Genomic DNA, 24,552 nt, shown 5'->3' on the forward strand with positions numbered 1-24,552 from the left:
GTTATGGCTAGTTTGTATATTTTGATCCCAATTGCGATCATGCTGGTTTGTGTCGCTGCCGTCGTCTTTATCTGGGCGGTAAAATCCGATCAGTTTGAAGATCTGGAGCGTCAAGGCTCCTCTATCCTTTTTGATGAAGAAGAACCAGAGAAAAAGTCTACCACGCCGTCCAATCATGTAGAGAACACTGAACCGTCGCATCATGACAAACATTGATTTTATTGGTGCATTAGGTATCGGTTTGCTTGGTGCTGGCCATTGCCTCGGTATGTGTGGGGGAGTCGCCGCGGCTATGTCTTTGGGGATCCCTGCTGAACGCGCAAAGTGGCCCTATATTCTTTTGTACAATTTAGGCCGAATAACCTCTTATGTTGTAGCAGGCTCGCTCATCGGTGGAGCCGTCGCCTCGTTACTCGCGCTCTCTGACTTAACCCATCACCTTGCCGTTTTACGATTGTTTGCCGCGATAATGATGCTATTGCTGGCCGCTTATATGGCACAATTATGGAATGGCCTGAGTTATATTGAGCGTATTGGCAGCAAACTCTGGCACTATATTTCACCGCTTTCCTCAAAGTTGATGCCTTTGCGCTCCCCCGTTTATGCCTACCCTTTTGGCTTAATTTGGGGTTGGTTGCCCTGTGGTCTGGTTTATTCTGCACTCAGTTGGGCGGCCGTCGCAGGTAGCGCATCCGGTGGCGGGCTGGTCATGCTCGGCTTTGGGCTCGGCACGCTCCCAGCAATGTTAACGATTGGCGCGTTTGCAGAGAGAATCAAACCGATACTGAACAATCACCTACTGCGCCTGGTCTGCGCCATGATGTTGGCTGTTTATGGCCTCTACACCTTACAAGGTGCACTCAAACTCCTTATATAAGGTCGACCTAGCACATGAAAATGGTGTAATATGTTAATTGACGTTTTCAATTTCAGGCAGGTGTATGGTGTCTAATAAGATCATCACTCGGCGGGTTCAGTCTGGTGGCTGTGCGATCCATTGTCAGGACTGCAGTATCAGCCAGCTTTGCATTCCCTTCACGTTAAATGAGCAAGAGTTGGATCAACTGGATAGCATCATTGAGCGCAAAAAACCTATTCAGAAAGGCCAAGAGTTGTTCAAAGCCGGTGATAATCTTCGAGCGCTCTATGCGATACGCTCAGGAACGGTTAAAACTTATACCATTACTGAGCAAGGTGACGAGCAAATTACGGCATTCCATCTCGCCGGCGATTTAGTTGGCTTTGATGCCATTAACGATAATGAACATCTAAGCTTTGCGCAGGCATTAGAAACATCGATGATTTGCGAAATCCCCTACGATACGCTCGACGATTTATCTGGCAAGATGCCAAAACTTCGCCAGCAAATCATGCGACTCATGAGTAACGAGATAAAAGGCAATCAAGACATGATCTTGCTTTTATCAAAGAAAACAGCAGAAGAGCGCTTAGCCGCTTTCCTGTACAGCCTTTCAAAACGCTTTGCACAACGTGGATTCTCACCGCGTGAGTTTCGACTGACCATGACCCGTGGTGACATTGGCAACTACTTGGGGTTAACGGTAGAAACCATTAGCCGTCTCTTGGGGCGTTTCCAAAAGTCAGAAATTCTGGCGGTTAAAGGGAAATACATTACGGTGTTAGATTTAGAAGAGCTAGCACGTTTAGCCGACGAAGAGCCGTTGTCATAACGTTAAAAATGCTTAGGTAATTGGTTAAGAAATGGCGCTTTAATGCGCCATTTCTCTTTTTTGTTATCGAGCTAGGAATTCTTTCGCGCTACCCGGTCAACTAGGTTAAAGTGATATTAACCGATGCATCTGTGCAAAGGAGGCAGATATGTCCAGGTACAGCAATCTTCTCGTCGTTATTGATCCTTCCCAGGAACAACAACCCGCGTTATCACGTGCGGTCACGCTCAGCCAACGAAGTGATTCCGCGGTTAAGCTCACCCTCTTTCTCGCCATTTATGACTTTTCTTATGAAATGACATCCATGCTCTCATCGGATGAGCGGCAAGCAATGCGTCAAGGTGTCATGCATCAGCGTGAAGAATGGATGAATGAGATTATTCAGTCACACAATGCACAAGAATGTACGATTGAAAAGGTCGTGGTGTGGCATAACCGTCCCTATGAGGCGATTGTCGAGCGCGTACTCAGTCATCAGCATGATCTTGTGGTTAAAGCAACACACACGCACGACACTCTGGGGTCGGTGATTTTCACCCCGACAGACTGGCACCTACTCCGCAAATGCCCAAGCTCTGTATTACTGGTGAAAGAGCATGGTTGGCCGGATAAAGGCAAAATTGTCGCATCCGTTCATGTCGCCTCAGAAACAGAGACCCACGCCGAGCTTAACGATAAATTAGTCGATGAAGGCAACGTAATGAGTGCAATGTTGGGATCTGAGCTACACCTTGCAAACGCTTACCCAGCGACACCGGTGAATATCACCATTGAGCTGCCTGACTTCGATCCAAGTTCTTATACGGATGCCGTCAGGGGACATCATCTCACTGCCATGAAAGCCCTACGTCAGCGTCATCACATTGAAGAGGCGCGAACCCATGTTCACGAAGGCTTGCCAGAGGATGTTATTCCCAATATCGCCCGCGATTTGGATGCAGAATTAGTGATCCTAGGGACAACTGGGCGCACAGGGTTGTCTGCTGTCTTCATCGGCAACACCGCGGAACACATGATTGACCAGCTCGACTGTGATCTGCTTGCAATCAAACCTGATGGATATATCAGCCCGCTCGATCCCCGAGCCAACGATTAAATCCTCGTCGCGAGTCCACACAACAGGCAGGGATGCTCACTGCCTGTTGGTGACTCTCATTGTTTGTGTCTCACCTTTCTAGCGACTAGCATTTATAGTCAAAATCCGTATCATACCCGCCATTCATGCACACTTGCAGTTTAATGTGTTTAGACTGCCTGACAACGCGATAGTACTTATGAGCACGCAAGAGCTGAGCAAAGCACAAAAATACGGGTTTAATAAACTGCAAAAGCGCATTCGCCGGAACACAGGGCAAGCCATTGCAGATTTTAATATGATTGAAGATGGCGACCGCATCATGGTTTGCCTTTCAGGCGGGAAAGATAGCTACACCCTGCTTGATATGTTGCAAAGTCTGCAAAAAAGTGCTCCTGTCTCATTCGAATTAATCGCCGTTAACTTGGACCAAAAACAGCCAGGCTTCCCCGAGCACATTCTCCCAGAGTACCTAGACGAATTAGGGGTCGAATATAAGATTATCGAAGAAGACACCTACTCTATCGTGAAAGAGAAAGTGCCAGAAGGAAAAACGACTTGCTCGCTGTGCTCGCGTCTGCGTCGCGGCATTTTATACCGTACGGCGAAAGAGCTAGGAGCCACCAAAATAGCGCTTGGTCACCATCGCGATGATATTCTGGAAACCTTGTTCTTGAATATGTTTTACGGTGGCAAGCTGAAAGGTATGCCGCCCAAGCTTGTTTCCGATAATGGCGAGCACGTTGTGATTCGTCCATTGGCCTATTGTCGTGAAAAAGATATCGTACGTTATTCAGAGCAGAAAGCGTTTCCTATCATCCCTTGTAATCTGTGCGGCTCTCAACCTAACTTGCAACGCAAAGTGATCAAAGAAATGCTACAAGATTGGGATAAGCGGTATCCAGGACGCATTGAGACTATGTTCCGTGCCATGCAAAACGTGGTTCCTTCACATCTTGCCGATGCGGCGTTATTCGACTTTAAATCAGTCGCAGCGGGCATGGCTTATGACGGTGACGGCGATACGGTATTTGATAAAGAAAACTTTACCGACCGGCGCCTGGTTCAGAGGCTGTCGTCGACGTGGATCCTGACTTATCACTCGATATCGTCAATATCAACGCATAACCATCGCAACGTTATCTATGTATAAGAAAAGCGCTCACTGTTTTAGTGAGCGCTTTTTGTTTTCTTCCCCGTATGTTCTTATGATTCAAGCCTCTCAGCTCAAGAGCCCGACTAACCGTTCTTAGGGAGCCAAGGCGATACCTTTATAGGTGTTCCGGGTAGATTCAGTTTGGCATCTTGCCCAAGGTCACTGGCATCAATGATAACTTGATGATCATTGATAGGATAATCCTGACCTTCACTGCTAGTTATTTTACCGGCAACTGAGGGCGCAAAGTGGATTACCACCCCCTGCGTTTTGGGCATAAACCAAGAGGCAAACATTCCACCTAGGTTTTCCATCATGGTGTCCATCTGTGGTAGCCACTCGCGGATTTGTTGGCTGGTTATCGTGTTTCCGACCGGCTTATCCACCAATACTTGGAACGAAATATCACAGTCTAGAGCTGACGGCGTTTCAATAAAGACATCTGGATTCACTTTCCGTAACTGGTCATCTAGTGGCAACGGCAAGGCTTGTGAGGCAGGAATGGTAAATTCCTCATAATGCTCTTTTTTCCGCATCCAAGCTCGTGAGATCGGACAAACTTGGCCCGAGTCCGCTGATATCATAAAGTAAGCCACGCCGATATCGGGGTGGCCCTCTTCGGTATTGTGCTTCAACTGGGTAAAGAGCTTGCTGTAACTAAAGCGGTATGTCTCAGCACTGGCAGGGAAACTGATCATCCCAACAGCGCCAATATACTGATTATTTTTTCATGGGCACTCCACTTACGGGCTTAGCGACGATCAGGCATCAAACGTATCCTGACCGGACGAGGGTGACGACGTGTTTGTGTTTGAACGCTCGGGGTTATTATCGTCATTTTTTGACACCGCTACCTCAACCCCAACACCAAACATTTCTCGATAAATCACACCTTTAACGTTAAACAGGAAGGGTAACGCCCAAACCAATGCAAAGCCAGCCGTGGCAAAAGAAATGAGAAATAGCACACCAACGACTGCATAGATAGTAGCAATCTGAAACAGCTTTTTATTCACCGCTCGGAAAGACACGGCAAGGGCTTTCATTGGTGTCACGCGCTTTTCACAGATCAACAATGGCGCCATAGAAAAGGCCATCGCGACATAGAGGCTGAACAGCGGGAAAATCATACTCGCGATACTTTGCAGCGTTGCCGACAAGCAAATCACTACCGTCACCGGTAATGCGAACGCCAATCCTTTTAGCAGGTGGCGTGGCTTCGATCGAAAGCCAATCGCATGGCTAAGCCCCATCAAACTCGCCCCGGCGTATAAAGGCGCAATCAACACTTCTGACGTGAAATTAGCCAGCCAAATCGAGGAAATCATGTCGGTGGTGAGCTCGCGTTGCCCAACTAACGCCTCAAACAAATGCGAGGGCGCGCCCAGCAATAAGGTAATCATTAGCATTAGAATACCGATTTGAGTCGCAAATAAGCCCAGCGCCGCGGGTAAGAAAGACCAAAAGTGTTTAAAGGTCTGCGAGAAGGCCTCTTTGATGATCTCAAACGGATCAAGGCGGTAACGGCCATTAAGTGCAGTTTCTATCGAGCCGCCCATGTGTATCGCATTATTGTATTCTTGTTGACTCATAATCGTTATCTATCATGACTGATGCAGACAGTATATCTGACTGTCACCCATAGCTAAAAATCATTCTGACAAATCTGGGAAAAATAACCCAAGATTGCCTGTTTGAGCACTAAAACGTGTTAAGGATGTTATTCATATCAGTCATGAAAGGAAATGCGCCAAATGGGGCGAAAAATTGCTTTAACTTCGACTGACACGCGTCTATTATGCGCCGTCTGTTTTATGGGTACGTATGTACAAGACAATTTGCCAGGTAGAGAGAGAACGAACCATTGAATCACACCCATCTATCTCACAAACCGGTTGTCGAACTCGCGTCATTAACCAAAAGTTTCGACGGCAAAGAAATTATTTCACGCTTTAATTTGAGCGTGAACGATGGTGAGTTTCTCACCATTCTCGGCCCTTCAGGTTGTGGTAAAACAACCGTATTACGCTTAATTGCGGGGCTTGAAGACGCTGACAGCGGTCAGGTTATCATCGACGGTAAAGACGTCACCGGTTTGCCTGCCGAACAACGCAACGTCAATACTGTGTTTCAAAGCTATGCCTTATTTCCACACATGAGTGTGTTTGAAAACGTAGCATTTGGCTTACGTATGCAAGGTGTGAACCGCGATGAGATCGAACCGCGGGTAATGGAAGCCCTGCGCATGGTGCAACTGGACCACTATGCCTCACGTAAACCCCACCAGTTATCGGGCGGTCAACAGCAGCGTATTGCGATCGCGCGAGCAGTGGTGAATAAACCCAGCGTCTTACTGCTTGATGAGTCGCTATCCGCTCTCGATTATAAACTGCGTAAACAAATGCAAATGGAGCTCAAGCAGCTTCAGCGTAAACTCGGTATCACGTTCATCTTTGTCACCCATGATCAAGAAGAAGCCTTGTCGATGTCTGACCGCATACTGGTGATGCGTGAAGGCGAAATCGAACAAGACGGCTCACCACGTGAGATCTATGAAGAGCCAAAGAACTTGTTCGTGGCCCGATTTATTGGCGAAATCAATGTCTTTGATGCCACCGTGATTAAACGCATCGATGAGAAACGCATTTGGGCCAGTATTGAATCTCGTGAGTGCGAGGTATTCTGTAAGCTTGATGTGAAGCGCGACGATAAGGTCAAGGTATTACTGCGCCCTGAAGACATTCGCCTACAAGAGATCCATTATGATACTGAGCCGAATGGCATTGTAGGCTACGTACGCGAACGTAATTACAAAGGCATGACCTTGGATTCTGTGCTTGAGCTCCCATCAGGACAAAGCGTGATGGTCAGTGAGTTCTTTAATGAAGACGATCCGGATGTTGATCACTCCCTAAATCAAAAAGTTACCCTAACTTGGGTAGAAAGCTGGGAGGTGGTATTGGCCGATGAAAAAGCTTAATCTTCAAACAGCCATTATTGGATTGGTGGTCGGCTGGTTGTTGGTGTTTGTTTTTTACCCAACCTCATGATCATCGTCACCAGTTTTTTAACCCGCGATGACGCCAATCTAATTGAGATGACGTTCACGCTAAGTAACTACGCAAAACTTATCGATCCACTCTATGCCAAAGTGGTGTGGCACTCTTTCTACATGGCAGCGTTGGCGACGCTGATCTGTCTACTCATTGGCTACCCTTTTGCTTTTATTGTTGCCAAAATGCCCAAGAAAATGCGTCCAATGATGCTTTTTTTAGTGATTGTGCCATTTTGGACTAACTCATTAATTCGCACGTATGGCCTCAAAATCTTCCTGGGCACGAGAGGATTGCTCAATGAAAGCCTAATGTGGCTTGGGATCATTGAACGTCCTGTCCGTATTATGTATACCGAATATGCGGTCATGATCGGTCTTATTTATATTTTGCTGCCGTTTATGATTCTGCCGTTGTACTCCAGCATTGAAAAACTCGACAACAGTTACTTAGAGGCGGCGCGTGATCTGGGCGCGAACAAGGTGCAATGCTTCTTGCGCGTGATCTTACCGTTGACCACACCAGGCATTATTGCCGGTAGTTTACTGGTGATCCTTCCCGCCCTCGGCATGTTCTACGTCTCTGATTTATTAGGTGGGGCGAAAAACCTATTGATCGGTAACGTGATTAAAAGCCAAATCCTCAACGTTCGAGATTGGCCATTTGGTTCCGCGGCCAGTATTTCTCTGACGGTGCTCATGGGGCTGCTGCTATTTGCCTATTGGCGTGTGGGGAAATGGATGAATCGTAAGGAGGCATTATCATGAATCGCTTTTTTAAAGGCAGTTTCCTCTCCTTAGTTTATGCGTTTTTATATATCCCTATTCTGATTTTAATCGTCAACTCGTTCAACGCGAGCAAGTTTGGGATGAGTTGGAAAGGCTTTACTTGGCAATGGTATGAGGAGCTTGTGAACAATCATAGCCTAATGCAAGCCGCAGGGAACTCACTGACTATTGCTATTTTTTCTGCTAGTGCGGCCGCCATTATAGGTAGCTTAACCGCTGTGGCATTGTTTCGTTATCGCTTTCGCGGCAAACAATTTGTCAATGGGATGCTGTTCGTGGTGATGATGTCACCCGATATCGTGATGGCTATCTCGCTGTTGGCGCTCTTTATCTTAATGGGCGCGCAATTAGGATTTTTGACCTTGCTGCTGTCACACATCACTTTTTGTCTGCCGTTTGTCGTGGTCACGGTTTACAGCCGCTTAAATGGCTTTGACGTCAAAATGCTTGAAGCCGCACGTGACTTAGGCGCGAGCGAATGGGTTATTTTGACCAAAATCATCCTACCGCTAGCCGCTCCCGCGGTGGCTGCGGGCTGGTTACTAAGCTTCACCTTGTCACTGGATGATGTCATTGTTAGCTCCTTTGTCACCGGGCCAGGTTATGAAATATTACCTCTCAAAGTCTACTCCATGGTAAAAGTCGGCGTGTCGCCAGAAATTAACGCTCTCGCCACCATTATGCTGATTGTGTCACTCGTGCTGGTCATGTGTTCACAATGGCTAGCCAAAGATCGACTAAAATAATCTTGCCCTTGGGTGGCTGACAGGTTAGCCACCCTTCTTTTATGTTATTAGGAGCTCACCATGATTAAATGGTCTCCTTTTTGCGTTTACCCTATTCGGCGCGTTTCTCACTCCCACCGCCATATCAGCGAACAATACTTGTTCACCCCTGATTTATCGCTCGAGTGCCAAAATCTCATCCACCAGCTTAGGTACCAAGGTGCTCGCTTTGCCGTAGCGCCGCTCATCAAACTCGCTCTCAACCGCACTCGGTTCGAGGTTAATTTCAATCGTATGGGCGCCATGCATCGCCGCTTCATGCACAAAACCAGCGGCGGGATAAACGGCCCCTGATGTCCCTATTGAGATAAACAAATCCGCTTGGTTTAACGCCTCATGGATTTTCCCCATGCCCCATGGCATTTCACCAAACCAAACCACATGAGGCCGCAAAGGTGCAGGCATCTGACAACAGTGACAATGGTCAGACTCCGAAATATCGCCCTTCCAATCAATGGTTTGCTGAGAATAGCTACAGCGCGCCTTTAACAGCTCGCCATGCATATGGATAATCTGTTCGGTACCGGCTCGTTCATGAAGATCATCAATGTTTTGTGTCACCACCAGTACGGTCGCATTGGTCGTTTTTTCCAAGTAAGCCAAGGCCTCATGCGCAGGGTTCGGATTCACCCCCGACTGCAACTGGCGACGGCGATCATTGTAAAATTGCTGCACCAAGGTCGGATTGCGCTCAAATCCCTCAGGCGTTGCAACATCTTCAATGTGGTGTTCTTCCCACAAACCATCTTGATCACGGAATGTTTTTATCCCTGATTCCGCTGATATACCAGCGCCGGTTAAAATTACGATGTGTTGATAAGGGAATGTCATACGCCTATCCTTGTTAATTCATTAACCTACGCTATTTATACCACTCTCGCCTTTACCATTGAAGCATTGTGGTTTTAGACCTTAGTCGTTGACATCACTCACAAATAAGCGATGTAACGACTGGCTAGACCAATGCTTGGCACTGCTTGGGTTACAATGGCCGCTTATTTCTCGTATCTGTTACTCACTATGAATTTAGAACATTATTATTCTGAGCAAGATGGAAAACTGATTTTTACTCGCCAACAAGCGAGTGATTTTGCGAAACGCGTTGCCGGTGACGTTAACCCCATTCATGATACCGATGCGTCACGATTTTGTGTGCCGGGGGATTTACTCCTTTCTATTTTGCTCGCAAAAACGGGGATCAGTGAGGAAATTGAAATTCAGTTTAATGGCATGATCAGTGCCAACACCCCTTTAACTATCGTTGAAACAGATGAGGAAGTCACTGTCGTCGACGATGATCAAAAGCGCTACCTAACCATGACTCGACGCGGCGCGGTTCGTCATGATCAGGCATTGGCGACCGAAATAGCGACTCATTATGTTCAGTTTTCTGGCAAGAACTTTCCCCACATCATGGTGCCACTGATGCGTGAGCAACAGATGATGATAAACACCGATCGCCCATTGGTGATGTATGAAAAAATGAGCCTAGCATTCGACGATTTATCGATTGCCTCTGCGCAAGTCGAGCTCTCCGATTCGGCGATGCATGTCAGCGGAAAAAGAGGAAAAGTCGAGCTTGCCTTTGATTTCATTGTGAACGGTCAACGTGTCGGTCATGGCCGAAAAACCATGGTGGCCAGTGGATTACGCCCCTATTGTGAAGCGGCCATTCAAGACCTGGTTGAGCGATTTAATCAGCGAAAAGACGCTTACAGCACCACATAGCCTCGTGACTTTATAGTGTCCTATCGGCCTGAAGCTCGCTAATCAGGGCCACTCACAGTGATGAACTCGCCCAGTGAATACTGATTCCCTAGAAGCTGTGCGAACTAGAAGCAGTGCTGAATAGCCAAATACTTATTGCGAATATGTTCAATCAATAAGCGCACCTTTTTCGGCGGTTGGCGTGTAAACGGATAAACGGCATAAATCCCTAGTTTTTTTCCCACTTGATCAGGGAACAGATCAATCAAATCCCCTTCGATTAAATCGTTATACACCAAACAGCGCGGCACATAAGCGATCCCATGACCACTCAACGCTCCCTGGCGCAATGCAATCGGGTTATCCGTAGACAGATTACCGGTCACTTTGATGACTTGATTTTTATGCTCGCCTTTAAACTCCCAATCACTCGCACCTGTGGTCTGATACGCGTATTGCAAGCAGTTATGCTGTTTAAGCTCAATGGGGTGCTGAGGTCGGCCATGACGAGCAATATAATCCGGCGCTGCACATACGACCCACTGAGAATCGAGAATATGGCGAGCGATAAGACTCGAGTCTTCCAAGTACCCTGTACGGATCACTAAATCGAAGCCTTCATCAAGCAAATCCACGAACCGATTATTCAACGACATATCAATATTCAAGCCAGGATACTGACCACAAAACTCGGCGACAGCTTCGGCTAACAGCAACTCCCCCGAAATTGTCGGGACGGATATTTTTATCTGACCGGTAATCGCTTCCCCAAGTCCTGCAACGGCATCAAACGCCTCGTCGGCGGCCTGCTTCACAGTTTTTGCACCTTGGTACAAGGTCCGCCCTGCATCAGTGAGGGTCAGTTTGCGCGTGGTGCGATACAAAAGCTGCACGCCTAAGCCTTCTTCAAGCTTTTTAACGCGTTTGCTAACTACGGAATTTGTCAGGGAATTTATTTCCGCGACCTTGCTAAAAGAGCCATACTCAACAACTTGAGCAAAAAGAACGAGATCATCTGTTTTAGGCATATTGTGTCAGTAATGGAAGTAATTATTTTCATTATTTCCATATATCAGAGAAATGTAAACGCGTAATGTCACATTTGTTTAACATCACGTCACCGAGCTGTCAGCAAAATAACAACACATGAGTGACGTCATTTTTTACGTGATTTAACGGAAGAGACGCCTAACTAAGGAATACTTATGACAGATACCCTCTACGCCCTCATTGCGTTCTCACCCATAGTGGTGGCTGCTATTTTACTGGTGGGTTTAAACTGGCCGGCCAAAAAGGCAATGCCGGTCGCTTTTATCATGACAGTCTTGATCGCACTATTCCAGTGGCAAATGAGCGCAGCGCGTGTATCCGCCTCTATTGCCCAAGGACTCATCATTACCGCCGCTGTCCTGTGGATCGTATTTGGTGCCATCCTTTTACTTAACACCCTAAAGCACACAGGCGCGATCATCGTCATTCGTAATGGCTTTACCACCATTTCGGACGACAGACGGATACAAGCCATTATTATCGCTTGGTGCTTCGGCTCTTTTATTGAGGGCGCGTCAGGGTTTGGCACACCGGCTGCAATTGCTGCGCCTCTCCTGGTTGCCATTGGCTTTCCAGCGCTTGCCGTCGGTTGTCGTCGGTATGATGATTCAGTCTACCCCTGTGTCATTTGGTGCCGTTGGGACCCCGATTATCGTCGGGGTTAATAAAGGGTTAGACAGTCATGCGATTGGGCAAACTCTCACCGCCAACGGTAGCCACTGGGCCACCTATCTACAGGCAATCACTACCCAGGTTTCGTTTATTCATGCTTTTATCGGCACCCTGATGCCGCTACTCATGGCGATGATGCTGACTCGTTTTTTTGGTAAAAACAAAAGCTGGAAAGAAGGCTTGGCGATCGCGCCTTTTGCGATTTTTGCCGGTTTAGCCTTTACGGTTCCCTATGCGCTCACCGGTTGGCTGCTGGGGCCTGAGTTTCCATCGCTGATGGGTGGGCTCGTCGGCATTATGTTGGTAACAATCGCCGCGCGGAAAGGATTTCTGGTCCCTAAAACGCAATGGGATTTTGATGATGAATCGACATGGCCAACACATTGGTTAGGCTCACTGAAAATGGACCTCAAAATCCAAGAAAAACCCATGAGCATGGCTATGGCTTGGACGCCTTATATCTTGTTAGCTGTCTTCTTAGTGATTAGCCGCGTCAGCCCAACCGCTAAAACCGCACTGACGGATGTCAGCCTAAGTTTCTCTGCGCTATTTGGTGAAACGGGCATCAATGCCGCCATCCAGCCTTTATACCTTCCAGGAGGTATCCTGGCGTTTGTGGCGTTGATTGCCGTCTTGTTACAAGCCCGTCAATTGGCACCGCTCATGACAGCCGCACGCGAGTCGAGTAAAACACTCATTGGCGCTGGCTTTGTTTTAGTCTTTACCATCCCAATGGTGCGTATTTTTATCAACTCAGGCGTTAATGGTGCAGATCTCGTCAGTATGCCCGTGATGACCGCACGATTTGCCGCAGATCTAGTAGGCGATGGTTTCCCTGCACTGAGTGCCACTATTGGGGCATTAGGTGCGTTTATTGCCGGCTCAAACACTGTCTCCAACATGATGTTTAGTCAATTCCAGTTTGAAGTAGCACAAACGCTGGGCGCATCAACGGTGGTCGTGATTGCCCTGCAAGCCGTTGGCGCGGCAGCTGGCAATATGATTGCAATACACAATGTCGTTGCCGCCTCTGCAACCGTTGGCTTGCTTGGGCGTGAAGGCGCGACGCTCAGAAAAACGATTTTACCAACGCTCTACTATCTTGTTGCAGCCGGCATCATTGGCATTGTACTGGTGAACATACTGCAATTTGCTGATGGGCTCACCGCGGCGTAATCTAAACCGATAAGGTCGAGCGTGTCTCGGCCTTTCTCACCACAAACGGGCCAGCTAGGCTGACCCCCAGCCTTTGTAAAACATGAAGGAAAGGAACGCTTATGAATACCCCATCACGTTTGTCGTCAACGCAACAACAAGCATTTCTCTCGACGTTGACGGACATCGTGGGAAAAGACAATCTCCTCACCGATAAAAGTCAGACCCAGCACTATCGCATGGGGTGGCGTTCGGGAGGGGGAGCTGCACTGGCCGTTATATTTCCAACGTCTTTGGTCATGCAGTGGCGAGTGCTACAAGCATGTGTTGAAGCCGATGTAGTCATGATTATGCAAGCCGCTAACACAGGGTTAACTGAGGGCTCTACGCCTAAAGGGGATGACTATGATCGTGATGTCGTTATTATCAACACCACTCGCTTAGACGGTTTACAATTGATTGATGATGGCAAGCAAGTGGTCAGCTTCCCCGGCACCACACTGCACCACCTAGAGCAAACTTTACGCCCACTTCATCGCGCGCCCCACTCGGTTATCGGCTCGTCGTGCATTGGCGCCTCAATTGTCGGCGGCGTGGCGAACAATTCAGGCGGCGCGCTGGTAAAGCGTGGGCCAGCTTATACGGAATATTCGTTGTTCGCGCAACTCACCGAACACGGCGAGTTAGTGTTAGTCAACCATCTAGGAATCGCGCTGGGTGACGATCCAGAAACCATACTCTCTCGTGTAGAAAAAGGGGATTACCGCCCCGAAGACGTTCTGTTTGACGACCGTAAAGCCTCTGCCCATGACTACGAACACATCTTGCGTGATGTCGATGCCGACAGCCCTGCTCGCTATAACGCGGACAAACGTCGCCTGCATGAAGTCAGCGGCTGTGCCGGTAAACTCGCGGTGTTTGCTGTGCGTTTAGATACCTATCCCATTCCTGAGCGCGAGCAAGTTTTTTATCTGGGTACCAATGACCCTGATGTCTTCAATACGCTGCGTCGACGTGTATTGTCCGAGTTGTCGCATTTGCCGGAAGTCGGCGAATACATGCACCGCGATGCGTTTAATATCGCCGAGCGTTACGGTAAAGATGTGTTTCTCGCGATTGGGCAACTAGGTACCGACTCAATACCGAAGATGTTTGCCTTAAAAGCCCAGATCACCGCCTGGCTAGACAAAGTGCCGCTGCTGCCTAAGTCCCTGCCCGATAAAGTGATGCAGTACGCCAGCCAATTATTTCCTCAGCATTTACCCAGACGAATGCTGGCGTTTCGCGATCGATATGAACATCACTTGATCGTTAAAGCCGCTGACGAGGGCATTAATGAGACATCGGCGTTTTTAAGCCGCTTCTTTGCCGATCACCCAGACAGTGACTATTTTGCCTGTAATACGGATGAAGCAAAAAAAGCGATGTTACACCGGTTTGCCGCCGCTGGTGCAGCGATCCGCTATCACACCATGCATCGCCGGGACAGTGAAGATATTCTGGCCCTCGATATTGCACTTAAACGGAATGAAATCGAATGGCAAGAACACCTGCCCGAAGAGATTGAACAAGACATAGTCGCCAAGCTCTATTATGGCCATTTCTTCTGTCATGTGTTCCACCAAGACTATGTGATTAGAAAAGGCGCTGATGTGGCAACAATCAAAGCCAACATGTTGGCACGATTAGAAACCCGTGGCGCGAAATACCCGGCAGAGCACAATGTCGGGCACCTTTATGCAGCAGAGCCCGATTTAGCCAACTTTTATCATCAGCTTGATCCCACCAATAGCTTTAACCCCGGTATTGGAAAAACCGGCAAGAAAAAGTACAGCACCGATTGCCAATGCATTGACCACGCATTACGGCATTCAGCTTCGGATACCCCTCTGAGACAGTGACGTCATCGACAACCTCATCTCACTAATGATGGCCTTTCACTCACGAACAAGGTCGCGTCTAGAGCGCGGCTTTTTCTCGTATAAAGCGGGCAAAACGTGGGATCCCTTTCTCTGTGACACCGTTATAACGCACAATAATGGTTTGCCCTTTCTTAGGTGGATCGTGGCGCTGTTGATCGGTAAAACCAGAGCCACATTAAACACAGTGCCATCCATCATCCGCACTTGAAGTGATCCCATCATTCCGCTTAAACGGCCCTGACCTGGGTTCATATCCACTACGGACACATCGATTTCTTGGAAAGCCTTAAGCTTAATTAAACTGTCAACACGATCGCCAAGGTACAAACTGTCGGGGTGATGCAGCATCAACCTTCACCACCGGCGTCGGTGATTTGGGTCAGCCGATCAGCCAGAGCTGAGTCATTAGCGACTGGCTGCTGCTCGACTAACTGGATAACATCTGCTTGATCAGCAACCAGATGTTTGAGTTCCAAATAGCGCTCGGAGAAACGTCCTGGATGCTGAGGAAGGTCAAACACATAAAAGCCGATACGTTGCCAGTCATTGTCATTTGGCGTCTGATCAAGCACCGTTCTCAGTACCGTTTGAAACTCACCGCGTCCGGCCCACAGCTCACCATCCAGGGCGACATTAGGCAATGCTGCGAGAAAAGATTGCGGTGCATAAATGGGGTTGCCCTGGCGGGTCAGCAATTCCGTGCCGGTCCAGTAAGCTCGAATCCCGTCTAGCTTTTCACTTGCCCAAAAGCCTTGATAGCTTTGTGATGCTAACTGTCCATCCACGCCGTGCATCAATGCCGGTGCCGACGGTGCACTCAATGACATGGCCGGGTATAACGCACAAGCAGAAAGTAAACCAATACTGAGCCGATTCATATATCCCATCACTGCACTCCTTATCGCATGAGGTTAAAGGCTAACCAGAATCCAAACCGATACGGAGAAAAAGAAGGTTAACTTGGCAGAAAGCTAACAACAGTCATTGTTCGACAATGGGGTTTGCATTGCATCATGATAACTGACTCGCGGGCTTTTTATGCCTGGTAGGAAAAGGCATAGATGAAGGTGCCATTTTTTATCACATCAATCACACGAGATGACAAATCGGTGGGCAGTGCCGGACACCCCCAGCTGCGTCCCAGACGACCGCTTTGCTCAATCATTGCTGGATTGGCATAGTCAGCACCGTGAATCACAATCGCTCGTTCACGCGCTTGTCATTCAAGCCTTCAGAGAGCCCATCTAAGCGCAGCGAATAGCCGTGTTTGCCGTGATACGTTTCCGCCGCACGATAAATGCCGAGGGATGTTTGCAACGAATTAACCCGATTAGAAAATGTCTTGGCATACACATTGCCGCTATTCTTGCCATGCGAAACATACGAACGAAAAAGGACGTCGCGCGTTTTTACGTTGATCACCCAAAAGCGTTTTTCGGTCGATGGCTTACCATAATCGATGAGGGTCATCACAGGTTTGGCGCTGTGATGCTGGGAAAAGTGGCGATAGGCATCAGCAAAGGCGTGATAAGACACCTCACCTTCAAAGTGAAGGGATTGATACAAACCACTGACGTCATCTTTAAAACTGGCCAATGCCGGGTGAGAAAGGCTCAACGTAATCAGCCCCAATACCGCCAAGCACCATGGGGGAAGTGTTAATCGCATCATGTTATGTTCCTTATTTTGCCACTGCAATACGGGCTACCTAGTAGAGTGCCCGTATTGACAAAAACAAAAACCGTGCCATCAAGACACGGTTTTATTAACTATTGATAGTTAAGTAATTTAATCAATCTATCGCAGGCCGGAATACACGCGCGATCCGACGGTGGCAGAAGGTTGCCACGATTAAAGCGCAGCGATTGCGTTTTTTATCCGCTTATCAGACACCGGGTACGGGGTACCAAGTTGCTGAGCAAAGTAACTCACGCGTAGCTCTTCAATCATCCAACCAATGGCTTTCACTTCATCAGGAATCAGCCTTCCTTTTGGCAGCTTGTTATACAGCGCTTTATAGTCGTTCATGACCGACTCTATCTTGAGCATATGGTTACGATCGCGCGTTGGATCGATCGGCAGTTTTTCTAGCCGACGCTCAATTGCCTTCATATACCGCAAAATATCCGGTAGCCGCTCCCAGCCACAATCGGTGGCAAAGCCTTTGTATATCAAGCCTTCCAATTGCGCTTTAATATCAGACATGGCAAACGCCATCGACAAATCCACTTTGCCTTTCAGTTTTTTATTGATGTTAAACGCATGAGTTAGGATTTGCTCAACTTGCTGAGCAATCTCGACCACCGTATCGCCCAGCTCTGCGCGCACTTTCTCTTTTAGAGACTCAAACGCGGATTCTTCCCACGTCAGGCCACCGTACTGAGCAATCAACTTGTCGGCGCCACAGGCAATACAATCATCAATTAAGTCCAGCACGCGCCCATACGGGTTAAAATACAGGCCTAACTTCGATTTGTTTGGTAAGTGGGCATGGAGGTATTTAATCGGCGATGGCACATTGAGTAAAATCAATCGACGTTGCCCAGCCTGCATCGCTTTTTGTTGTTGATCTTCTGTTTCAAACAAACGAATCGCGACACTGTCTTTTTCATCCACCAGTGCCGGGTAAGCCTTCACTTCAAACCCATGCTTTTTCTGCTGATAACGCGATGGCAAGCTGCCAAAGTGCCATTGGGTAATCCCCTGCTGCTCGATGTCATCATCCGCCACATCCGACAACGTCGCCTGGACCTGATCTTTGAGTGACACTTTAAGCGCGTTCAGATCTTCACTTTCCACTAGGGTTCGATTTTTATCATCGACGACGCGGAACTGCATCCGCAAATGCTCGGGCAATTGGCTGAAGTTCCAGCTTTCACGCGCAATCGTCACCCCTGACATCTGCTTAAGGGCTTTTTCCATACTATCCAGCAAAGGCGCATCTAATGGCGTCACGCGCTGTAAGATTGCGTCGGCATAGTTTGGTGCTGGAACAAAGTTACGACGTAACGGCTTAGGCAAAGACTTGATCAATGCGACAATCAGCTCATGACGTAGACCGGGTACATGCCAATCAAAGCCCTCTTCAGATACCTGATTCAAAATCGGTAACGGAATATGCACCGTGACCCCATCATGATCTCGCCCGGGTTCAAACTGATAGCTGAGCTTGAGTTTGACGTTACCTTGATGCCAAAAGTTAGGGTAATCCAACTCAGTGACATGGCTGGCATCGCCTTGCAGCAGCATGGCTTTTTCGAAATTGAGTAAGTCTGGGTCGTCTTGACGGGCTTTTTTCCACCAGCTATCAAAATGACGACCACTGACCACGCTGTGATCGAGACGCTGGTCATAAAAATCAAACAAGGTGTCATCGTCTGCCAATATATCGCGGCGACGAGATTTAAGCTCTAGTTCTTCCACCTCCGCGAGCAGTTTTTGGTTTTGTCGGAAAAAGGCATGTTTGGTCTGCCAATCACCTTCGACCAACGCCGAGCGAATAAATAACTCGCGACTCAGCACCGGATCAATCGGGCCATAGTTTACTTTTCGGCTAGCGACAACTGGGATCCCGTACAAGGTCACTTTCTCGCTTGCTATCACCGCCGCTTGCTTGCGTGACCAGTGCGGCTCGCTGTACGTGCGCTTAATCAGGTGCTCCGCCAATGGCTCCACCCATTCCGGTTGGATCCGCGCCGCAATTCGCCCCCATAACTTGGAGGTTTCCACCAGCTCGGCCACCATCACCCATTTAGGCTGTTTTTTGAATAAGCCCGAGCCAGGGAAAATATGGAAACGTGCATTACGCGCCCCCTGGTAATCGTTCTTTTCTTGGTCTTTTAAACCAATATGGCTCAACATGCCGGCTAATAAAGCCATATGCACCGCCTGATAACTGGCCGGCTCTTGGTTAAGTAGGCTGTTTTGCTCTTTCATCACCTGGGTGATTTGGTAGTGCACATCTTGCCACTCCCGTACCCGCAGATAATTGAGATAGTCTTTTTTACACTGTTTGCGGAACTGGTTATTCGACAGCAACTGTTGCTGCTCTTTAACGTAGTCCCACAGATTCACATACGCCAAAAAGTCGGACTCTTTATCCGCAAACCGGCGGTGCTGCTCATCGGCTTGTTGTTGCTTGTCCGCCGGGCGCTCGCGCGGATCTTGAATCGCTAACGCGGCAGCAATCACCATCACTTCCTTGAGTGCGCCCTGTTTAGGCGCTTCAATCACCATGCGCGCTAACCGCGGATCAATTGGAAGCTTAGCAAGGGTTTTACCCACGCCTGTCAGCTTACGTTTCGTGGCCGCTTGGTCAGGTTTAATCGCGCCCAACTCTTCGAGCAAACGCACGCCATCTTTTATGTGACGTCTATCGGGCGGCTGAACAAACGGAAAGGCTTGGATATCACCAAGGCCAAGCGCCGTCATTTGCAAAATCACCGACGCCAGATTGGTACGAAGAATTTCCGGATCGGTAAACTCAGGACGACCTAAAAAATCGTCTTCGCTATAAAGACGAATACAAATCCCTTCTGAAACACGTCCGCAACGGCCCTTACGCTGATTGGCACTGGCTTGCGAAATTGGCTCAATCGGCAGTCGCTGTACCTTGGTGCGGTAGCTATAGCGTGAAATGCGCGCCGTACCCGGATCAATCACATATTTTATCCCCGGGACCGTCAACGAGGTTTCTGCGACGTTGGTGGCCAGCACAATCCTTCGCCCAGAATGAGATTGAAAAACACGGTTTTGTTCGTTGGCAGAAAGCCGAGCATAGAGTGGTAAGATCTCGGTATCCCGTAACTGGCGACGCTGTAAGTGATCGGCCGTGTCACGAATTTCTCGCTCACCATTCATAAAGATCAGAATGTCGCCTGGCCCTTCGGTGCAAAGCTCATCGACGGCCTCGCTGATTGCTTCAAGCTGATCGCGGTCGCTTTCATCGTCTTCAACCAAGGGGCGGTAACGCACGTCAACCGGATAGGTACGGCCCGACACCTCAATCATGGGTGCATTGTTGAAATGCTTAGAGAAACGTTCTGGGTCGATGGTTGCCGAGGTGATGATGACTTTTAAGTCGGGACGCTTTGGTAGCAACTCACGTAAATAGCCGAGAATAAAGTCGATATTGAGGCTGCGTTCGTGTGCCTCGTCGATGATAATGCAGTCATACTGGTTGAGATAACGGTCATGCTGGATTTCCGCCAACAAGATCCCGTCAGTCATCAGTTTCACTTGCGTGGCATCTGATACTTTGTCGTTAAAACGTACTTTATAGCCGATGCTACGGCCAAGCTCGACATCAAGCTCATCAGCAATGCGATCAGCAACGGAGCGCGCTGCCAAACGACGCGGTTGTGTATGACCAATGGTGCCTGCCACACCCAGCCCCAGCTCCAAACAGATCTTGGGTAGCTGAGTGGTCTTTCCCGACCCCGTTTCACCGGCAATAATCACTACCTGATTGTTGGCAATCGCCTCGGCAATGTCGTCTTTTTTCTGACTGACCGGCAATGCCTCTGGGTAGCTAATCGTTGGCGTGCTCGTCTGTCGAGATAAAACGCGCTGCATGCTGTGCGCCATGTCCGCGGCGATTTGATCGTAAACGGCTTGTTTGGCGTCGTTTTTATTGATTTTTTGTGCGCCGTGAATGCGCTTTTTAAAACGAAAACGGTCTTGCAGCATACAATCGTTTAACGCTGCAAATAGCGTGTCTGGCGTGTTGTGATGACGTGAACTCAAGGCGATTCCTGCTTACTGCTTAATCTTTTAAGGCGTTTATCAGTGTCACAGCCGATAAATAAGGTTGATTGGTGTCGCATCCTATCACAAAGTAAAAAGAATCAAACCTGCATAGGATTCACGCCGTATTCTATGACAGACCTAAATGACTTCGCAGTAGGGAGAAGCGCCATGCTTAAACAGCTATTTAGTAAATTAGAATCTGCCTTTGCGGCCGATCTAGGACAACAGGGTGATCAAGCAGGCTTATCACGGCACCAAGCGATGGCCGGCCTACTCAGTGAAGTAGCCATGGCGGATCATAATATCGATGAACGAGAGAAAGCCACCAAGAAAGCACGGATCTGCCAACTGTTATCGCTTGAGGCCGCGCAAGCCGAATCGTTACTTGAGCAAGCGCGACAGCACAGTGAGCATGCAACGTCACTCTATGAATATACTGACAAATTACGCGATCTCGACCCGCAAACACGGATTTTGCTTATCGAAGCCATGTGGTCGGTGGCTTACGCAGACGACAACATCGATCCCTTAGAAGAAGCCGTGATCCGCAAAACTGCCGAGCTACTTTATGTCGATCATGCCGACTTTATTCGCGCCAAATTAACGGTTATCGACAACGATGAGCGTGACGAGTAACGCATGACGATTAAGTCGATCGCGCACGCATAATCACAGGGCCGTTTACCGTTGAGATTTGCTCAAGCGGAGTCGCAAACACCTCTGAAAGTTGGCGATCGGTTAACACCTGGTCAGGGCGCCCAGTAGCCACAAGGCGCCCTTGGTTAAGCAATAACACCTTATCGGCATGTACCAATGTCCGGTTGAGATCGTGATTAGCCATGATAATCGCAATGCCATAGGCGGCTGCCATTGTACCAATTTCTTGATAAATCACTTCTTGTTGTGCCACATCCAGCCCGGTCGCCGGTTCATCCAGTAATAGCAGACACGCGTGAGGGTTAAGTGACGGCAACACTTGTAATAAGGCACCGGCGAGACGAACACGTTGCCACTCTCCTCCAGACAAGCTATCAATGCGCCGATGAAGTTTATCGGAAACAGCTAAACGCGAGGCGATATGATTCACCGCCTCATCACGCACGCTGCCGGCTGGTAACTGCAAGCTTTGCCCTTGTAAGCTATCAAGCACGAGATTGAGGTATTCAAATACCGCCATGACGAACGCGGGACGTTGATGCTGCATCAGGTAGCCGCGCCACTGCGCCAACGTTTGGCGAGTTTGACCGCCGAGACGTTGGCCATTGATCGCAACGTGGCCAGCCTCTGGTATCTCTAGTCCCGAAAGAAGCCGTAACAAAGTGCTTTTGCCACTGCCATTCGGCCCAATCAAATGTACCACTTGCCCGGCGTCGACGGACAGCGAAAGGGGTAAAAGCCGCGGCGGCAAACTGATATCTTGCGCATGAACCACCATTATCCGGCCCTCACTAACATCCAAATAAATAAAGGCGCGCCAATCACACTGGTCACCACGCCAACAGGCAACTCCGCAGAAGGAATAATAAGCCGTCCGAGAGTATCCGCACAGACGAGCAATAATGCACCGGCAAGCGCCGACATTGGCAACAAATAGCGGTTACGGCTGCCTAACCATAAGCGCAAATAATGCGGCACAATCAGCCCAATAAAGCCAATCACGCCCGCCGCCGCGACCGACACCCCAACCAGTATGCTCACGAGCACAATCAATTGCCAACGCAGCCGATGGGTATCAAGTCCGAGTTGCTGCGCTTGTTGGTCGCCAAGCATCAGCTGATCGAGTTTTTGCCCGTAGCGCCATAATAGCGCAATACAAGGTAACGTTATCGACAATATCGCAACATGCTCTAAACGCATCCCCGATAGCGTTCCCATTAACCAAACCATTAATTGGCGTAAGTTAAAGTCGGTACTGAAATAAAATGCCAGTGTTACCCCTGCTCCGGCTAAGATACTGAGTGCGACCCCCACCAATAGAATACGAGACGTAGCTAAAGCCCGGCGCGCCAAGATCACTAATATCAAGGTAAAGATACTGGCGCCCAGCATCGCAGCAACCGCCATATGCGAGCTCGACGCCCACGCAGGTGCAAGCAGCAGTAATAAGACCACCGCAATGCTCGCGCCACCGGAAATGCCAAGCACACCCGGCTCAGCCAAAGGATTACCCAGTAAGACCTGTAAACTCGCCCCCGCCATCGCCAGCGACGCTCCAATCAGTAAAGCCGCTAACACCCGAGGTAAGCGAAGCTGGATCAGCAGTTGCTGCTCTAATGGCGAGCCAGGTGACAATGGATTAATCCATAGCTCCCCCACGCTCAGCGCCGCGCCACTGGCTAACAACAAAAGACAGGAAAAAAGACATAACGCGCGCCGCCAACGAGTTTGTTGGCGGGCGGTGAGTGATGACACTTGCATGGGTCGTTCATCATCTATTCAGCACATAGTGCGATGCACTTTACCGATTGAGTCACCGGTTGAAAAGCGCTAACGCCCAGCATGTCGCGAGAGTACGGTATTACGCTGGCGTCGTATTCACATACAAGGGTTGGTCGGTATCAGGACGAAAAGGGGTCGCTAATAGCCCGGCCCGATGCCCAACCGGCACCTTGGCATTGGGGAAGATAACGACTTCACCGTCTTGCTCGGCATGAATTTGTTCCCCTTCATCCGTGGCTAAGCACTCGCCTTGTTGAAACGGGGTAAAGTTTTTCGCCGATGATGGGAACGACAACGCAAACTGCTCGGTGTGCTTGGTTAAGGTGCGCGTCACCCGATAAAAACGCATAGGTGCGAGTGCAGAAGCAACGTCGTCGCGGTAAGGAGGGTGCGTAATGTCTGATTAAGTGGCGCATATTCGCGCATATCATTTTCATACAATGGTGCAACGCGTCCCATTTCCAACGTCGCGGCCAAAGCATCATGGTGTTGGCGCTGTACCAGCTGAAGGTCGGTGATGGGGATTGTGACAAAACGGTCGCATCCATGTTGGCATCATTGAGCAAAGCGGCCAGTGGGCGTACATCCGTCGCTTTAGGTGTTGTGGGGATCACGCCAAACATATAGTGATGCGAGTCACGAATAGCACTGTGTAAATCTAAATGCCAACGCTGCATCGACGCGGGCTGCGCGGGCAAAAACGTACTCACCGCTTGCTGAAGCTGATTGGCCAGATAGTGCTCTTCGTTTTTTTCTGGATTCCACCCGCCAAAGAGACGGTTCAAGTTATCTTCAAGAAAACGGGTATGGGCTTTAATGGCTTCCGCGTGACCAATAATGAGCAGTAACGGCACGGTCGGCGTAAATGCACCACTGAGAATATCAGCCAGTAGCCCATCAATTAATTCAATCGGCGCGGTTTCGTCGCCATGGATCCCCGAAGATAAGACCACGCAACGCGAAACCGTGGGGTTGTCAGGTTGGATGCGAACCACACCGGGCATGTGGTGTGTGAAGGTCAGAGACGACTGATGCCATTGGTCGGCTTGAAACGCGTGAGGCGCGGTAAGAGCCGCATCAATAAAGTCGCCTGGGCGTGCTGTCAGCATAATGCTTCCTTTTATTACAACTAGACAACAAAACGTTACAACGAGATAACTAATAAACCCAGTGTTTTATCCTGACAATGTGATCATGTATAGACAAATTAAAAAGCCGTGAACCAAAGGCCCACGGCTTTCTATGGTGGTGCTGTCACCACCAACAAGCTGATGCTGAATTACTTTTCAATCTCAACATTTTCAACTCGTG

The 24,552-nt window shown here is 48.9% G+C and carries 19 protein-coding genes and 5 pseudogenes; 12 read left to right on the forward strand and 12 right to left on the reverse strand.

All coding sequences use genetic code 11. The features are described 5' to 3' along the window. The first annotated feature begins 3 nt into the window (after positions 1-3). The 5 genes and pseudogenes from ccoS (at position 4) to ttcA (ending at position 3,894) form a co-directional block, all read left to right on the forward strand. Positions 4-216: a cbb3-type cytochrome oxidase assembly protein CcoS gene (gene ccoS, locus DZ54_RS0106740; RefSeq protein WP_025673522.1), complete on the forward strand. Its 213-nt coding sequence runs from the start codon at positions 4-6 to the stop codon at positions 214-216. Then, complete coding sequence (locus DZ54_RS0106745; protein ID WP_025673523.1) at positions 203-877, forward strand: sulfite exporter TauE/SafE family protein; 675 nt, start codon at positions 203-205, stop codon at positions 875-877. The genes ccoS and DZ54_RS0106745 overlap by 14 nt, the downstream gene beginning before the upstream one ends. Before the next feature lie 64 nt (positions 878-941). Further along, complete coding sequence (locus DZ54_RS0106750) at positions 942-1,691, forward strand: FNR family transcription factor (RefSeq protein WP_025673524.1); 750 nt, start codon at positions 942-944, stop codon at positions 1,689-1,691. Between the two features lie 148 nt (positions 1,692-1,839). Further along, on the forward strand, positions 1,840-2,787 hold the full coding sequence (gene uspE / locus DZ54_RS0106755; protein WP_025673525.1) for a universal stress protein UspE: 948 nt from the start codon (positions 1,840-1,842) through the stop codon (positions 2,785-2,787). A 178-nt stretch (positions 2,788-2,965) separates the two neighbouring features. Beyond that, a pseudogene (gene ttcA / locus DZ54_RS19740) lies at positions 2,966-3,894 on the forward strand (tRNA 2-thiocytidine(32) synthetase TtcA). 111 nt (positions 3,895-4,005) lie between these two features. Here the strand turns inward: ttcA and DZ54_RS0106765 are convergent. Together DZ54_RS0106765 and DZ54_RS0106770 are read right to left on the reverse strand one after the other, a co-directional pair. After that, positions 4,006-4,620 carry a DUF2987 domain-containing protein gene (locus DZ54_RS0106765; RefSeq protein ID WP_025673526.1) on the reverse strand — a complete coding sequence of 205 codons (615 nt, stop codon included), beginning with the start codon at positions 4,618-4,620 and terminating at the stop codon, positions 4,006-4,008. A 63-nt stretch (positions 4,621-4,683) separates the two neighbouring features. Next, positions 4,684-5,514: a DUF2189 domain-containing protein gene (locus tag DZ54_RS0106770; RefSeq protein WP_025673527.1), complete on the reverse strand. Its 831-nt coding sequence runs from the start codon at positions 5,512-5,514 to the stop codon at positions 4,684-4,686. A gap of 272 nt (positions 5,515-5,786) precedes the next feature. Between DZ54_RS0106770 and potA the strand changes: the two genes are divergently transcribed. The 3 genes and pseudogenes from potA (at position 5,787) to potC (ending at position 8,509) form a co-directional block, all read left to right on the forward strand. Next, the gene (gene potA, locus DZ54_RS0106775; protein WP_025673528.1) at positions 5,787-6,902 is read left to right on the forward strand and encodes a spermidine/putrescine ABC transporter ATP-binding protein PotA; all 1,116 of its coding nucleotides are present in this window, start codon (positions 5,787-5,789) and stop codon (positions 6,900-6,902) included. Continuing rightward, a pseudogene (gene potB / locus DZ54_RS19745) lies at positions 6,889-7,742 on the forward strand (spermidine/putrescine ABC transporter permease PotB). The gene potA and the pseudogene potB overlap by 14 nt, the downstream one beginning before the upstream one ends. Further along, positions 7,739-8,509, forward strand: a complete 771-nt coding sequence (gene potC / locus DZ54_RS0106785; protein ID WP_025673529.1) for a spermidine/putrescine ABC transporter permease PotC — start codon at positions 7,739-7,741, stop codon at positions 8,507-8,509. Before potB ends, potC begins: the two are co-directional and overlap by 4 nt. A gap of 153 nt (positions 8,510-8,662) precedes the next feature. On the opposite strand, the gene cobB is transcribed toward potC, so the two are convergent. Next, positions 8,663-9,379, reverse strand: a complete 717-nt coding sequence (gene cobB, locus DZ54_RS0106790) for a Sir2 family NAD+-dependent deacetylase (protein WP_025673530.1) — start codon at positions 9,377-9,379, stop codon at positions 8,663-8,665. A gap of 189 nt (positions 9,380-9,568) precedes the next feature. On the opposite strand from cobB, the gene DZ54_RS0106795 reads away from it, so the two are divergent. Then, positions 9,569-10,276 carry a DUF3581 family protein gene (locus DZ54_RS0106795; RefSeq protein WP_025673531.1) on the forward strand — a complete coding sequence of 236 codons (708 nt, stop codon included), beginning with the start codon at positions 9,569-9,571 and terminating at the stop codon, positions 10,274-10,276. Between the two features lie 104 nt (positions 10,277-10,380). Here the strand turns inward: DZ54_RS0106795 and DZ54_RS0106800 are convergent, their stop codons facing one another. After that, positions 10,381-11,283, reverse strand: coding sequence for a LysR family transcriptional regulator (locus tag DZ54_RS0106800; RefSeq protein WP_025673532.1), 903 nt, complete (start codon positions 11,281-11,283; stop codon positions 10,381-10,383). Positions 11,284-11,460: 177 nt separating this feature from the next. Here DZ54_RS0106800 and DZ54_RS19750 point away from each other — a divergent pair. Both DZ54_RS19750 and dld read left to right on the forward strand, forming a co-directional pair. Then, positions 11,461-13,153, forward strand: a pseudogene (locus DZ54_RS19750) (L-lactate permease). Between the two features lie 101 nt (positions 13,154-13,254). Continuing rightward, the gene (gene dld, locus DZ54_RS0106810; protein ID WP_051415941.1) at positions 13,255-15,033 is read left to right on the forward strand and encodes a D-lactate dehydrogenase; all 1,779 of its coding nucleotides are present in this window, start codon (positions 13,255-13,257) and stop codon (positions 15,031-15,033) included. Between the two features lie 58 nt (positions 15,034-15,091). Here dld and DZ54_RS27395 read toward each other — a convergent pair. The 4 genes and pseudogenes from DZ54_RS27395 to hrpA form a co-directional block, all read right to left on the reverse strand. After that, positions 15,092-15,214 (reverse strand): annotated as a pseudogene (locus tag DZ54_RS27395) (DNA ligase); the annotation flags it as partial. Between the two features lie 187 nt (positions 15,215-15,401). After that, a complete protein-coding gene (locus DZ54_RS23345; RefSeq protein WP_051415943.1) occupies positions 15,402-15,941 on the reverse strand; it encodes a hypothetical protein in 540 nt (179 codons plus the stop codon). A gap of 149 nt (positions 15,942-16,090) precedes the next feature. Beyond that, a pseudogene (locus DZ54_RS19760) lies at positions 16,091-16,725 on the reverse strand (murein L,D-transpeptidase catalytic domain family protein). A 180-nt stretch (positions 16,726-16,905) separates the two neighbouring features. Then, positions 16,906-20,742, reverse strand: a complete 3,837-nt coding sequence (gene hrpA, locus DZ54_RS0106825; RefSeq protein WP_051415945.1) for an ATP-dependent RNA helicase HrpA — start codon at positions 20,740-20,742, stop codon at positions 16,906-16,908. Positions 20,743-20,970: 228 nt separating this feature from the next. Here hrpA and DZ54_RS0106830 point away from each other — a divergent pair, with 228 nt between their 5' ends. Then, positions 20,971-21,438, forward strand: coding sequence for a tellurite resistance TerB family protein (locus DZ54_RS0106830; protein WP_025673535.1), 468 nt, complete (start codon positions 20,971-20,973; stop codon positions 21,436-21,438). Between the two features lie 10 nt (positions 21,439-21,448). Here DZ54_RS0106830 and btuD read toward each other — a convergent pair whose 3' ends face one another. The 4 genes from btuD to DZ54_RS19765 form a co-directional block, all read right to left on the reverse strand. Further along, the gene (gene btuD / locus DZ54_RS0106835) at positions 21,449-22,237 is read right to left on the reverse strand and encodes a vitamin B12 ABC transporter ATP-binding protein BtuD (RefSeq protein WP_051415944.1); all 789 of its coding nucleotides are present in this window, start codon (positions 22,235-22,237) and stop codon (positions 21,449-21,451) included. Continuing rightward, complete coding sequence (gene btuC / locus DZ54_RS0106840; RefSeq protein ID WP_025673537.1) at positions 22,237-23,220, reverse strand: vitamin B12 ABC transporter permease BtuC; 984 nt, start codon at positions 23,218-23,220, stop codon at positions 22,237-22,239. Before btuC ends, btuD begins: the two co-directional genes overlap by 1 nt. A gap of 100 nt (positions 23,221-23,320) precedes the next feature. Further along, entirely contained in the window at positions 23,321-23,536 is a 216-nt protein-coding gene (locus tag DZ54_RS26660) for a succinylglutamate desuccinylase/aspartoacylase domain-containing protein (RefSeq protein WP_420804843.1), read from the reverse strand. After that, positions 23,469-24,350, reverse strand: a complete 882-nt coding sequence (locus tag DZ54_RS19765) for a succinylglutamate desuccinylase (RefSeq protein WP_276201987.1) — start codon at positions 24,348-24,350, stop codon at positions 23,469-23,471. Before DZ54_RS19765 ends, DZ54_RS26660 begins: the two co-directional genes overlap by 68 nt. Positions 24,351-24,552: the final 202 nt, after the last annotated feature.

The organism is Salinivibrio socompensis S35, assembly GCF_000513715.1.
GTDB lineage: Bacteria > Pseudomonadota > Gammaproteobacteria > Enterobacterales > Vibrionaceae > Salinivibrio > Salinivibrio socompensis.

Coding starts and splice junctions, on each gene's coding strand:
- dld (WP_051415941.1), top strand. CDS start 13,255: ATGAATACCCCATCACGTTTGTCGTCAACGCAACAACAAGCATTTCTC.
- DZ54_RS0106770 (WP_025673527.1), bottom strand. CDS start 5,514: ATGAGTCAACAAGAATACAATAATGCGATACACATGGGCGGCTCGATA.
- DZ54_RS0106750 (WP_025673524.1), top strand. CDS start 942: ATGGTGTCTAATAAGATCATCACTCGGCGGGTTCAGTCTGGTGGCTGT.
- ccoS (WP_025673522.1), top strand. CDS start 4: ATGGCTAGTTTGTATATTTTGATCCCAATTGCGATCATGCTGGTTTGT.
- btuC (WP_025673537.1), bottom strand. CDS start 23,220: ATGCAAGTGTCATCACTCACCGCCCGCCAACAAACTCGTTGGCGGCGC.
- uspE (WP_025673525.1), top strand. CDS start 1,840: ATGTCCAGGTACAGCAATCTTCTCGTCGTTATTGATCCTTCCCAGGAA.
- DZ54_RS0106795 (WP_025673531.1), top strand. CDS start 9,569: ATGAATTTAGAACATTATTATTCTGAGCAAGATGGAAAACTGATTTTT.
- DZ54_RS0106830 (WP_025673535.1), top strand. CDS start 20,971: ATGCTTAAACAGCTATTTAGTAAATTAGAATCTGCCTTTGCGGCCGAT.
- DZ54_RS0106745 (WP_025673523.1), top strand. CDS start 203: ATGACAAACATTGATTTTATTGGTGCATTAGGTATCGGTTTGCTTGGT.
- DZ54_RS0106765 (WP_025673526.1), bottom strand. CDS start 4,620: ATGATCAGTTTCCCTGCCAGTGCTGAGACATACCGCTTTAGTTACAGC.
- potC (WP_025673529.1), top strand. CDS start 7,739: ATGAATCGCTTTTTTAAAGGCAGTTTCCTCTCCTTAGTTTATGCGTTT.
- hrpA (WP_051415945.1), bottom strand. CDS start 20,742: ATGCTGCAAGACCGTTTTCGTTTTAAAAAGCGCATTCACGGCGCACAA.
- DZ54_RS23345 (WP_051415943.1), bottom strand. CDS start 15,941: ATGGGATATATGAATCGGCTCAGTATTGGTTTACTTTCTGCTTGTGCG.
- DZ54_RS19765 (WP_276201987.1), bottom strand. CDS start 24,350: ATGCTGACAGCACGCCCAGGCGACTTTATTGATGCGGCTCTTACCGCG.
- btuD (WP_051415944.1), bottom strand. CDS start 22,237: ATGGTGGTTCATGCGCAAGATATCAGTTTGCCGCCGCGGCTTTTACCC.
- DZ54_RS0106800 (WP_025673532.1), bottom strand. CDS start 11,283: ATGCCTAAAACAGATGATCTCGTTCTTTTTGCTCAAGTTGTTGAGTAT.
- cobB (WP_025673530.1), bottom strand. CDS start 9,379: ATGACATTCCCTTATCAACACATCGTAATTTTAACCGGCGCTGGTATA.